This window comes from Halarchaeum acidiphilum MH1-52-1, assembly GCF_000474235.1.
In the GTDB taxonomy this organism is placed as follows: Archaea; Halobacteriota; Halobacteria; order Halobacteriales; family Halobacteriaceae; genus Halarchaeum; species Halarchaeum acidiphilum.
In genome coordinates this window covers 1-11,372 of the sequence record NZ_BATA01000079.1, presented here as the reverse complement: position 1 = coordinate 11,372, position 11,372 = coordinate 1, and the positions used below count along the sequence as shown (strand labels likewise).

The following is an 11,372-nucleotide window of genomic DNA, read 5'->3' as shown; positions in this document are numbered from 1 at the left end:
GCCACTCCGGCCCGCGGTCGATGCCGTCCTCGTCGACGACGAGACCACAGTCGGCGCAGACGGTCTCGCCGTGCGCCTCGTCGGTGCGGAGCGTGCCGCCACACTCCGGACAGACGCTGACGTCGGTCCGCTCGTCCGTCTCCTCCTCGGTCGTGCGCTCGGTCGTGTGCTCGGTACGCTGGCGGTCGCTGGTGTACGTGCGGATTGTGGTGTCGCTCATGATGGGATACTCCGTGACCGGGCGAAGGAAGAACGTATAAGTTCCCCCGACCGGGCCTTCCTAACCACAGATAAGGTAGTAAACTACTTAAAGTTTTCGCTGTATAGAACATTGGTAACTGTTGTCAGAGAGGCGTTTCAGACAGCAATAACGGGATATTCGCCTACTTTCGGTCCCCCTAACTCGAAGTCGAGAAGCCGGTACACTTATCTGCTATCTGTGACGCCACAGATGGCAGTCGGTTGACGGTCAGGGGAACGTTTAGGTCGATGAAACCGGAAATCCAAGGCATCACAGATGAGTGGCGCGGGACCGACAACGGGCGTGCGGCGTCGATTCGAGGACCGGAACGCCGGGGGAGGCCGACGATGACTGCCGGGTCATCGTATCGCCCCGCGAACCCAACAGTCCTCGCGGTCGACGACCTCGACGAGTACCTCCAGCTCTACGAGGCGCAACTCGGCGACGAGTACCGTGTCCGCACCGTCTCGAAGGCCGCCGACGCACTCGATTTGATCGACGAGACGATCGACGTCGTCCTCCTCGACCGGAACATGCCCGACATGTCCGGCGACGAGGTGCTCGAACGCATCCGCGACGCCGGCCACGACTGCCGGGTCGCGCTAGTCACCGCCGTCGAACCCGACCGCGACGTCGTGGACATGGGCTTCGACGCCTCCCTCGTCAAGCCCGTCTCCCGCGACCGACTCCGGGACACCGTCGAGCGCCTCCTCCGGCGCACCCGCTACGACGACGAACTCACTGCCCTCTACGACCTCTGCGCGAAGCGCGCGTCGCACACCGATCGCGGCGAGACCGACGTCGAGGCGTACAACGATCTCGTCGCGGAGATCGGCGAACGCCGCCGCGCCGTCGACGCCGCCGCCGCCGAGTTCACACCCGACGACTATCGAGCCGCCTTCCGCGACATCCCCGACTTCTGACGAGCGATCCGGCGTCTAGCGTCGAGATCCCGTGCGATACTCGCGAGGCCCCCGTCCGGCGCCTCCGTCGCCGCGTACGTCGCGCGCTCACCCGGCGCCCGGACCCCGTACTTGTACTCCGGCGTCACGACGTCGAGGTGGATCGTCCGCCCGTAGTCGAGGTCGCGCTCGCTCAGCCACGCCCGCAGGTGGTTCTCGCCCTCGCCGGGCGCGCGGGCCAGTCGCGGCGACTCGAACGCCCCCCGGATCACCGCGTGCCCCGAGGCGTCCTCCTCGACCCGCGCCCGGTACTCCGTCTCGTCGACGACGAGCCGCACGACCTCGCCCGTCGGGACCGCGTCCGGGTCGGTGACGCGCAACTGCGGGCGATTCGTCGATCCGTATCGTTCGAGGACGGTGTCGACCGTGCGGACGCCCTCGCTGGTGACGCGTTCTGCCATACGCCGAGTAGGCGCCCCGCCCCGAAGAACGGTTCGGCGTCGACCTCACCCGCGCGACCGGAAGACGGCCATCAGAGATATCTCGATGCGGCCTCAGCTTCGACACGTATGACGGAGTCCGAATCCGAGACGACGCTCCTGACCCGCTCTCGAATCGCCGGCGCCTGCTCACGCTCACCCTGCTGCTCGCGAGCGCGGGGAACACGAGCGCCGCCATCGCCGCCACGTTCAGCGGCCCGTAGCGGACGCGCCTCCCGATCAGTTTTTCGGTCACTCGATCGCGGTCGACGCGCCTCCCGATCAGGCGCCGACTCGCCCCGAACGGCGAAGCCGTCGCCCTGCTCGCGGCCGCGCCGCTCGCCATTCGGCGGACCCTCACGGTGTTCGGTTCCGCCCTGCTCACGGGTCGTTCCTCCCCGCTCGCTATTCGGCGACGGCGAAGCCGCCGCCCTATTCGTGCCCGGACACCCGCACCGGCTCGTACGGCTCCTCCAGATACTCGATCTCGGACTTCGAGAGGTCGAGTTCGGTCGCCTCGACGGCGTCCTCCAAGTGCTCGACGCTCGTCGTCCCGACGATCGGCGTGGAGACCCATTCCTTGTGGAGGAGCCACGCGAGCGCGATCTGCGCCATCTTCACGCCGCGATCGGCCGCGAGCTCTTGCACGCGCTCGTTGACCGCGGGACCGCCGCCCTCCCGATACGGGTGTTCGTACATGTACTCCTCGCTCTCCCCGCGCGTCGTCGCGGCGATGTCCTCGTGGGGACGCGTGAGGTAGCCGCGCGCGAGCGGCGACCACGGCATCACGCCGATCCCCTCATTCTCGCAGAACGGGAGCATCTCGCGCTCCTCCTCGCGGTAGACGAGGTTGTAGTGGTCCTGCATCGTGACGAAGCGGTCGAGACCGAGACGCTCGCTCGTCGCGAGCGCGTCCGCGAACTGGTGGGTCCACATCGATGACGCGCCGAGATAGCGGACCCGTCCGCGCCGCACCGCGTCGTCGAGCGCGCGCAGCGTCGTCTCGATCGGTGTGTCGTAATCCCAGCGATGGATCTGATAGAGATCGATCGTCTCCATCCCGAGCCGATCGAGGGAGTTCGCCAGCTCCTGCTCGATCGCCTTGCGCGAGAGCCCCTGCGCGTTCGGATCGTCGCCCATCGGATTGAACACCTTCGTCGCGACGACCTGCTCGTCGCGCTCGTAGTCGTCGAGGACGGTCCCGAGCACGCGCTCGGACTCGCCCTGCGAGTACATGTTCGCCGTGTCGAAGAAGTTGATCCCCAGATCGATCGCGCGCTCGATGATCTCGCGGGACTCCTCCTCGTCGAGCACCCAGTCGCGCCACTCGCTCGTCCCGAAGCTCATGCAGCCGAGGCAGAGTTCGCTGACCTCGACGCCCGTGTCACCCAGTGTCGTGTACTCCATACCGGAGCCACGGCGGGCGCCCCCAAAAGGCTACGTGCCCCCCACCCTGCCTGCCGCGAGGCGGATCGCGGCGTAGCCGACGGCGCCGAGGACGAGCGCGCCCGCGACCGTGAGCCACGTCGCGAGCGTCGGCGATCCGATCGCGAGCTTCGCGACGACGTTCTGCGGCTCTCCGGGAGGAGGCTCACGGCACCGAACGCCCCGAGCGCGCCGAACGAGTAGACGAGCTGGGCCTCGCGGTGTTTCGGGACGGCGAGCGCCGCCGCGATCCCGCCGACGACGAGGAGACCCGTGAGCGCCGTGACGAAGCCGAGCGTCGCGAGGGGGTGGTGGATCGGCGTGCCGTTGAGCGCGAGGAACGCGAACCAACACGCGACCTGCACGGGCGCGATGGCGACGAACGCGAGCGCCTTCCCGTCCACGATCTGCGGGATCGAGAGCGGGGCGCTGCGCAACAGCTCGAAGGTGTCGCGCTCGCGCTCCTCGGCGACGCTGTCGGCGGCGATGGAGCCGCTGATGAACGCCGGGAGGAAGGCGAGCGCGGGCACGAGTACGGTGTACGTGAACCCGTAGTAGGTGTTGCCGCCGCGTTTCGGCGGGAGGTCGAGCGGTCGGCGATCGAGGCGCGTCGTGAGTTCGGTCCGGCGCTGGCGCTCGTAGCGCGCGAGCGCCGTCTTCAATCGGCTGACGACCACCGTCGTCGCGAAGGACCCGTCGGGGACGGTCGCGTCGACGTGCGTCCGGCCGTTCGACAGGCGGTCGGCGACGAGGACGCGTCGACCTCGCCGTGCCGGAACCCCGAGCGCGCGGCCGCCGCCGAATCGTATCGGATCGCGTGGAGCGCGTCGCCCTCGTCGACGACGGGCGCGAGGTCGCCGCCGGCGTCGCCCGTCACGCCGACGGTGACGGCGAGCGCGCCGCCCGCCGATCCGGGCGCGTAGAGGCTGACGAGGCCGACGACGAGCACGGACGAGAACGCCGCGACGAAGAGCTGGATGGCGAGCGCGAGGACGATCGTCTTCTCGCGGCGGAGCGAGGCCAGCTCGCGGCGCGCGAGGACGAGGCGGCTATCCAAGGGTCGTCACCACCGTATAGTTGTAGCCGAGGTGGAGCAGGATCGCGCCCGTCAGCGCGAGCGCGTACCCCCGTTTCGAGCGGCGCGCGCCGAGCGCCGAGGCGGACGCGGTGACGACGTGCAAGAGGAGGGGCGCGACGAGGAGGGCGAGCGATCCCGCGCCAAGCTCCGCGTTTCCGAACGCCGCGCCGCCGACGGTGAGATCCGGGAGACCGACGAGGCGCGTGAGGAGGAGGAGCTTCTCGCCGAGGAAGAAGCCGATACCGGAGGCGACGCCGACGGCGAGCGCGGTCCGGTCGGTCCGCGGGAAGCGGGCGTTCGCGAACCCGGCGCGGACGTGGAGGCTCTTCGCGAGCTCCTCGATGGTGGCGACGAGCGCGAGGACGAGCGGGACGCCGAGCGACGGCGGGGCGACGAAGAGCGCCGCGACGGCGAACAGTTCGGCGATGAGGACGAACGGGACGAACGCCACGGTCACGAGCGCGACGCGGCGGACGGACGACAGCGGCGCCGCGAGCGCGTCGAGGGCCTTCGCCGGCAGGCGTTTCTGCGTGAAGAGGTCCTCCTCGCGGTAGACGCCGAGACCGAGACCGTAGCAGACGAGCGCGGCGGTGCCGACCGGGACGGTGGAGAGGAGAAAGCTCCCGAACCGGAAGGGGTCGCCGCGGATGTCGCGGACGACGACGGAGAGCGGACTGATCGCCGAGATCGGATGCACTTCCGTGAAGACGGCGGGGACGAAGGCGTACGCCATCAGGACGACGGTCACGGTGACGGTGACGAAGGTCAACTCCTTGTAGGAGCGCGCGAACAGCGCGCCGAGGAAGGTCACGCCGAGGAAGAGCGCGGCGAGCGGCAGGACGGCGAGGATGGACACGACGCCCGCGCCGACCGCGTACGCGATGGGAACGGTGACGAGGACGGCGCCCGCGAGGTACGGGAGGGCCTTCCCGACGACGATGTCGGCGCGCGAGGCCGGCGAGACGAGCAGCGGTTCGCCCCGGCGGTCGATGCGCTCGTCGAGCACGCTGGAGCCGTAGGACTGGATGACGACGTTCAGGGGGAGGAGGAAGGCGAACGCGAGCAGGAGCGACTGGAGGGGGAACGGCGGCGCGAGGCTCCCCGGCGTGTTCGACGGGGCGCTCCGGGCACCGGAACCGGCCGTTCCCGTCGTCCCGGTCGCGCGCTCGGCGCCGCCGGTGGGCGTTCCGCCACTCTCCGCGCTCGTCGCGCCGCGGGGCGCAGTGCTCGACGCACCGTCACCGCCCGTCCCACTCGTTCTCGTCGTCCCGGCCGCGCGCTCGCCCTCGCTCGTTCCGCCGCCGACGCGCGCGCCGCGCTCGACGTACTCGACGTCGACGGTCACGGGGAACGCGGCGGCGACATCGCTTTCGAGCGACATGAGACGGTCGTTGTACGCCTCGGTCGCGCTCCGCAGGGTGGCGAGCGCGGCGCGGCCCTTCTCACTGTCGGCGACGACGAACCCGCCGTCGACGACGGCGACGTCCGCGCGCCCACGATCGACGGCGTTCGCGCCCGCCGGCACCGCGCGGAGCTTGCCGTTCGCCGCGACGGGCGCGTGGTAGGGGTTCGAGTCGGCGACCGCGACGCGATAGACGCCCTGTCCGGGCGTCGGCGCGGTGAGGGCGAGCAGGGGCGCGACGACGGCGAGGACGACGAGAGTGCAAGCGAGGAGGATCGCGGTCCGGCGATCGATCGTCCCGGCGTTGCGCGCGGCCTCCCAGCGCGCGATCCGGAGCGTGCGTCGCGGGCTCACTCGCGCCCCCCGGTGACGGCGAGGAAGACGTCCTCGAGCGTGGACTCGCGCGTTCGAATGTCCACGACGTCGCCGCCGGCCGCGCGAGCGCGCTCGCGGACGTCGTCCACGCCGGCCATCGACTCCACCGTCGTCCGATAGCGACCGTCCTCGACTTCGGTCGCGTCGGGGACCGCGACGTCCGTGAACACCCGGTACTCGACGCGGCCGTGGTCGGCGCGGATCTCCGCGAGCGTTCCCTTCGCTGCGATTCGGCCGTCGGCGACGATGGCGACGCGATCGCAAACGGACTCGACGTGGTGGAGGTCGTGGGCGCTGAAGACGATCGTCTTGCCCTGCGCGGCGAGATCGCGCGTGAACTCGATGACGACGTTCGTCGTCGTCGGATCCAGCCCCGAGGCGGGTTCGTCGTAGATCAACACCTCGGGATCGTTGACGAGCGAGCGCGCGATCGCGACCTTCCGCTTCATCCCCTTCGAGAAGTCGCCGACGGGCCGATCGCGGACGTCGAGGTCGAGGCGATCGAGCGCGGACGCGATGCGCTCGTCCGCCGTCTCCCGATCCACGTCGTAGAGGTCCGCGAAGAAGCGGAGGTACGAGCGCGGCGTCATGTCCTCGTAGAGCGGGGACTCCTCGGGGAGGAAACCGAGGGTACGGCGCATCTCAGGGTCGCTGACGTCGTAGCCGTTCACGACGACGTCGCCCGACGTGGGTTCGAGCAGGCCGGCGAGGGTCTTGAGCGTCGAGGTCTTGCCCGCGCCGTTCGGGCCGACGAGACCGAACACCTCGCCGTCGGCGACGTCGAAATCGACGCCGCGGACGGCCTCGACGTCGCCGTAGGTTTTCGTGAGACCGGACACGGAGAGCACGTTCGCCCGCGCGGCCGGCATCGACAAGGGCGTTACGGCGACATCGACGTCCGACTCGCACCCGCGCGTCAGGCGAGTCGGTTGGCGGAGTCGGCGATACGGTCGAGTCGGGCGTGCGCCCACGCGAGCGCCTCGTCCGTGTCGTTGACGAGGAGGACCGTGACGCCGCGCTCGCCGCAGGAGAGCGAGAGGACCCGCCGGCCGTCGGCGAGATCGAGGAGGACGAGACCGAAGGGGTAGCTCGACACGGCCTCGTAGAGGGCGACGTTCCCCGTGTCGAGGGCGCGCTCGACGGTCCCGCGGAAGTCCGTGAAGAGGACGTCGAGGACGTCCGGTGCCACGTAGGCGTCGAGTCGGAGTCCGTCGGCGACGCGGCGACCGAGCGTGTCCATCACCTCCGGAAGCACGCGCGTGGCGTACAGCTCGACGTGGATCGCCTCCTCGATGAGCGCGGTGAGCACGGAGACGGGCCGGTGGGGCGCCTCCGGGTTCGCGCTGACGACGGCGGCGCCGCGGAGCGCGTCGAGCGTGACGGAGGCGTTCGCCGGGAGCGAGGTGAGCGACGGGGCGTCCGCGAGGGCGTCGATGTCCGCGCGGAACGAGTCGTACGCGGAGAGCGCGAGGCGACCGATGAGCGTGAGCGCGACTGCCCCGCCGCGACGTTCGACCGCGCCGACGCCCTCGAGATCGCGGACCACCCGGTTGACCGTCGACCGAGAGACGTCGTTCGCGTCGGCGAGCGAGCGTTTCGGGACCGCACCGTCGGCCAGCGTGCGGAGGAACGACGCGCGCTCGACGAGGAGGTGTGCGAGCCGCTCGGGATCGCTGGCCATACGGTTCGTTGGCGCGTTCGCGGCGTATAAGCACGTTGATATCAAGATAATAACAGTACGATATAAATAGCAGAAACTCAGTTATAGGAGGAGCGAGGAACGGACGACGTTTCGATGGGTGAGTTAAACACCCGGCCGACCCACGTCGTACGTGCCGGTGGCTTCCACCGGTTGTGCCTCTGAGTCGCGCCGGGGCCACCGCGCGGTGGCCATCGGAGCGACCTTCCACGCGACGGAGTTCGGCGTCTTTTTCACGGATCTCGCGGGAGTACGGATATATGAGCGAGAGCGCCATCCGAGAGGGCGTTCGCGCGCTCCGGCACGGGGGACCGGGCGTCGCGATGGAACTCCTCTCGCGGGCCTACTACACCTACGGTCGCCGCACGGACGGCGACGTCGTCCTCGAACGCGACTGGGACGTCCTCGTCGTCCTCGACGCCTGCCGAGCGGACCTGATGGCCGCCGTCGCGGACGACCACGCGTGGCTGCGAACCGAGGGACCTATCCAATCCGTCGGTGCGACGTCGAGCGAGTGGCTCACGGAGACGTTCGGATCGGTCCCCACGGGCGCGCTCGACGAGATCGGATACGTCACCGGGAACCCCTACTCCGCGGAGCACGTCGATCACGACGCGTTCGCGTTCGTCGACGAGGTCTGGGAGTACGGCTGGGACGACGACCTCGGCACCGTGCCCGCACGTCCCATCACCGATCGCGCCGTCGCCGCCGGCCGCGAGCGCGACGCCGAGCGCCTCGTCGTCCACTACATGCAACCGCACTTCCCGTCGGTCCCGCGCGGCGAGGGCGACGGCATCCCGCTGGAGCGCTTCGGCCGGGAGTCGCTCTCCGTCTGGGAGGAACTGCGGTACGGGTGGCGCGACCGCGCCGACGTCTGGGCGGCGTACATCGAGAACCTCGAGTACGTCCTCGACGAGGTCCGCCTGCTCACCGAGAACATCGACGCCGAACGGGTCGCCGTCACCGCCGACCACGGGAACGCGCTCGGCGAGCGGCACCTCTACGGGCACGTCGGCGGCGTCTCGACGCCCGAACTCCGCGAGGTCCCGTGGTGCGTGACGTCGGCGTCCGACACCGGTGATCACCGACCGACGACGCATCACGCGACCGACGGCGGCGCGGGGGAAGCTACGGATGAGGCCGTGGCCGCACGCCTCGAGGCGCTCGGGTATCGCTAGCTCAGTCGGCGAGCGCGCGCCGCCCGGTCGCCCAGAGATAGGACATCGACCCGCCGCCGATCGACGTCATGAGGAGGAAGCCGCCGACGCGGTGGACGGTGACGACCGCGGCGATGGTCGAGGCGGGCAGCGACGTCGCGACGGAGAGCAACAGGACGTGGACGGTCTCGATGGCGCCCAGCCCGCCGGGCGTCGGCATCGCGCTCGCGATGGTACCGAGCGGGACGACGAAGAGCGCGACGTAGAACGGAATCGAGACGCCGAACGCGCGGAAGGCGATCCACAGCCCGAGCGACTGCGAGAGCCAGCCGGCCGCCGAACAGCAGAGCGCGAGCGCGAGCCGTCGCGGACTGGTCGCGACCCGCTCGACGGCGCCGACGAACCCCTCGACGCGGCGTTCGATCCCGTCCGGCGTCGGGAGCGGGAGCCACGGGAGCGCCCCGTGTAGCCGCGCGAGTACCGGCCCGAGTCCGGCGACGAGAGCGGCTTCGAGTCGGTAGCGATAGCGCCATCCGAGCGCGAACGCGACGGGCGCGAGCACGGCGAGCGCGAGCACGGCCGTCGCGATGGCGGTGAGTCGCCCGCGCAGGCCGGCGTTGGTCGCGTAGTAGGCGACGCCGAAGAGCGCGAACAGGACGGAGGGAACGAAGTTGAGCGCGTCCGTGCTCGCGATGGCGGCCAGTCCGCGCTCGTACTCGACGTCCGCGACCGAGGAGATGACGAGCGCCGTGATCGGCTCGCCGCCCGCCTGCCCGAACGGCGTGACGTTGTTCGCGAACGACGCGGCCGCGTAGACGAGGGCGGACTCGTGGTAGGGGAGCGTCGGGCCGATGGCGCCGAGGACGAGCCGGAGGACGAGCGCCCACGCGCCGAGCCACGCGAGCGCCGTCGCGCCGACGAGCGCGATCAGCCCGAGGTCGGCGTCCGCGAGCTCCGCGGCCACCGCGCCGGCGCCGACGGACCAGAAGAGACCGGCGAGGACGAGCGCCGCGGCGAGGAATCCGACGACGGCCGCGCGACGGCGGGTGTCGAGCATGCCCGCCCTTCGGGGATGGGGGACGTGAAGGTCACGGCTCGCGTACGCCGCCGCGACGTCATTCGTATCGCCGCATCCGGTGTACGATGACGCCCCAACCCCGAGGCACGTCTCACTCGCCGGCGTCGCCGGTCCGCGCGATGACGCCGGCGTAGTCCGCGACGCGCTCCCGTGCGCACGCGGGGACGAGCGGCCGCCACGACTCGTCGGCGCGGATTCGCTCCCTGAGTTCCGTCCCGGAGAACCGATCCGGATAGTGCATCTCCTGCTCGCGGACGCGGGCGTCGGTGTACTCGCGGACGATTCGCTGGACGCGCGGATTCCCGGTGAGGACGACGTCGGCGTCCGTGCGCGCGACGAGCCGTCGCCCCCAGAGCGGATAGCCCGCCTCACCGCGGCCGACGTCCGGGACGCGGACGATTTCGAGGTCGGGGAAGCACCCGCGCACGATCCGCTCGCGCTCCGCCGCGCTCAGCGGGTTCTCGGCCGTCCGAGCCTCCTCGGGACTCCCGAGCGCGAGGACGAACGACCCCGCGAGCTCGCGGTAGGCGCGGACGACGCGGTAGTGCCCGCGGTGGAGCGGCTGGAACCGACCGGGGAACGCGACGCGCTCGTCGGCGAGTGCGTGCACACCGGAACGCGCGGGCGCCGCCACCAAAACACCTCGATCGATAAACCCCATGCCGGGATAGGGAATCAGCGGAGCGGACGGCTGTGGGTGCCGTGTCCGTCGGCGTGCTCGTGGCGTCCGCGGGCGGGTCCCGACCGCGGCATCGTTCCGCGCGCGACGAGACGGGACGGCTATACGGCGGGGTCGCGTACCCGCGCTCGTGCAGTTCGTCGGCTATCGCCCGCGCGACCAGAACGGCCCGGCCGCCCTCCTCCTCGCCGAGGACGGCGACGTGACGCGCGTCACGCTCGACGCCGGGGCGACGCTCGCGTACGCGCTCGGCGAGCGACGCTGCGCGGGCACGATCACCGAGGACGGCCACGTCGCGTGCGCGAACGCCGACGCGCCCTACTGCCCCCAGCACACCTCGACGTGGGTGTGCGCGAAGTGTCGCGGCGAGTGTCTCAAGGACGAGATGGACTGCCACGAGGCCCACGCGCTCTACCTCGCGGCGTTCGCGCCGGACACGGTGAAGGTGGGTGTCACACGCGAGTGGCGACTGGAGACCCGCCTGCGCGAGCAGGGCGCGGACGCGGCCGCCCACGTCGATACGTTCGAGAACGGTCGGATCGCCCGCGAGCGCGAGGCCGATCTCGCGGCGCGCTTCCCGGATCGCGTCCGCGTCCCCGCGAAGATCGCGGGTCTCGCCGAGAACGTGGACGAGGCGGCGTGGCGCGACGCCCTCGACGGGTTCGATCCGATCGACACCTACGCCTTCGACTACGGGCTCGCGCTCGACAGCCGACCTGTCCCGGAGGTGCTCGCCGCCGGTCCCATCGTCGGCGCGAAGGGACGCGTCCTGTGCCTCGAACGCGAGGGGACGGTGTACGCGGTCGATCTCCGCGACCTCGTCGGATTCGAGGTCACGGCGGGCGCGCGCGAGCGCG

The 11,372-nt window shown here is 70.6% G+C and carries 13 protein-coding genes; 3 read left to right on the top strand and 10 right to left on the bottom strand.

Translation table 11 applies throughout. The annotated features are described in order from the left end of the window. Positions 1–220: TFIIB-type zinc ribbon-containing protein (locus AOZ13_RS11765; protein ID WP_324603264.1), on the bottom strand; the 220-nt coding region annotated here is incomplete at its 3' end. A 368-nt stretch (positions 221–588) separates the two neighbouring features. On the opposite strand from AOZ13_RS11765, the gene AOZ13_RS11760 reads away from it, so the two are divergent. After that, positions 589–1,164 carry a response regulator gene (locus AOZ13_RS11760; protein ID WP_020220780.1) on the top strand — a complete coding sequence of 192 codons (576 nt, stop codon included), beginning with the start codon at positions 589–591 and terminating at the stop codon, positions 1,162–1,164. Here the strand turns inward: AOZ13_RS11760 and AOZ13_RS11755 are convergent. From AOZ13_RS11755 to AOZ13_RS11730, 7 genes are all read right to left on the bottom strand, one after another. Beyond that, entirely contained in the window at positions 1,128–1,604 is a 477-nt protein-coding gene (locus tag AOZ13_RS11755; protein WP_021780671.1) for a DUF7112 family protein, read from the bottom strand. The two genes, AOZ13_RS11760 and AOZ13_RS11755, sit on opposite strands and share 37 nt — an antisense overlap. A gap of 450 nt (positions 1,605–2,054) precedes the next feature. Further along, the gene (locus AOZ13_RS11750; RefSeq protein ID WP_049934105.1) at positions 2,055–3,029 is read right to left on the bottom strand and encodes an aldo/keto reductase; all 975 of its coding nucleotides are present in this window, start codon (positions 3,027–3,029) and stop codon (positions 2,055–2,057) included. After that, positions 2,966–3,724 carry an ABC transporter permease gene (locus AOZ13_RS14565; RefSeq protein ID WP_199897070.1) on the bottom strand — a complete coding sequence of 253 codons (759 nt, stop codon included), beginning with the start codon at positions 3,722–3,724 and terminating at the stop codon, positions 2,966–2,968. Before AOZ13_RS14565 ends, AOZ13_RS11750 begins: the two co-directional genes overlap by 64 nt. Next, on the bottom strand, positions 3,706–4,104 hold the full coding sequence (locus tag AOZ13_RS14560; protein ID WP_199897069.1) for a hypothetical protein: 399 nt from the start codon (positions 4,102–4,104) through the stop codon (positions 3,706–3,708). The genes AOZ13_RS14565 and AOZ13_RS14560 overlap by 19 nt, the downstream gene beginning before the upstream one ends. Continuing rightward, positions 4,097–5,881 carry an ABC transporter permease family protein gene (locus AOZ13_RS11740; RefSeq protein WP_021780668.1) on the bottom strand — a complete coding sequence of 595 codons (1,785 nt, stop codon included), beginning with the start codon at positions 5,879–5,881 and terminating at the stop codon, positions 4,097–4,099. Before AOZ13_RS11740 ends, AOZ13_RS14560 begins: the two co-directional genes overlap by 8 nt. Further along, a complete protein-coding gene (locus AOZ13_RS11735) occupies positions 5,878–6,750 on the bottom strand; it encodes an ABC transporter ATP-binding protein (RefSeq protein WP_044958136.1) in 873 nt (290 codons plus the stop codon). Before AOZ13_RS11735 ends, AOZ13_RS11740 begins: the two co-directional genes overlap by 4 nt. A gap of 68 nt (positions 6,751–6,818) precedes the next feature. Next, a complete protein-coding gene (locus tag AOZ13_RS11730) occupies positions 6,819–7,583 on the bottom strand; it encodes a helix-turn-helix transcriptional regulator (RefSeq protein ID WP_020222345.1) in 765 nt (254 codons plus the stop codon). 278 nt (positions 7,584–7,861) lie between these two features. Here AOZ13_RS11730 and AOZ13_RS11725 point away from each other — a divergent pair, with 278 nt between their 5' ends. Next, positions 7,862–8,779: an alkaline phosphatase family protein gene (locus AOZ13_RS11725; RefSeq protein WP_020222346.1), complete on the top strand. Its 918-nt coding sequence runs from the start codon at positions 7,862–7,864 to the stop codon at positions 8,777–8,779. A gap of 1 nt (position 8,780) precedes the next feature. Here AOZ13_RS11725 and AOZ13_RS11720 read toward each other — a convergent pair whose 3' ends face one another. Together AOZ13_RS11720 and AOZ13_RS11715 are read right to left on the bottom strand one after the other, a co-directional pair. Further along, positions 8,781–9,815 (bottom strand): lysylphosphatidylglycerol synthase transmembrane domain-containing protein, encoded by a 1,035-nt coding sequence (locus tag AOZ13_RS11720; protein WP_021780667.1) that lies wholly within the window; start codon positions 9,813–9,815, stop codon positions 8,781–8,783. 112 nt (positions 9,816–9,927) lie between these two features. Continuing rightward, positions 9,928–10,446, bottom strand: a complete 519-nt coding sequence (locus AOZ13_RS11715; protein WP_020222848.1) for an adenylyltransferase/cytidyltransferase family protein — start codon at positions 10,444–10,446, stop codon at positions 9,928–9,930. Positions 10,447–10,645: 199 nt separating this feature from the next. On the opposite strand from AOZ13_RS11715, the gene AOZ13_RS11710 reads away from it, so the two are divergent. Continuing rightward, the coding region (locus AOZ13_RS11710) for a DUF2797 domain-containing protein (protein WP_049934104.1) at positions 10,646–11,372 on the top strand (727 nt) is incomplete at its 3' end.

Coding starts and splice junctions, on each gene's coding strand:
- AOZ13_RS11760 (WP_020220780.1), top strand. CDS start 589: ATGACTGCCGGGTCATCGTATCGCCCCGCGAACCCAACAGTCCTCGCG.
- AOZ13_RS11755 (WP_021780671.1), bottom strand. CDS start 1,604: ATGGCAGAACGCGTCACCAGCGAGGGCGTCCGCACGGTCGACACCGTC.
- AOZ13_RS11750 (WP_049934105.1), bottom strand. CDS start 3,029: ATGGAGTACACGACACTGGGTGACACGGGCGTCGAGGTCAGCGAACTC.
- AOZ13_RS11730 (WP_020222345.1), bottom strand. CDS start 7,583: ATGGCCAGCGATCCCGAGCGGCTCGCACACCTCCTCGTCGAGCGCGCG.
- AOZ13_RS11725 (WP_020222346.1), top strand. CDS start 7,862: ATGAGCGAGAGCGCCATCCGAGAGGGCGTTCGCGCGCTCCGGCACGGG.
- AOZ13_RS11720 (WP_021780667.1), bottom strand. CDS start 9,815: ATGCTCGACACCCGCCGTCGCGCGGCCGTCGTCGGATTCCTCGCCGCG.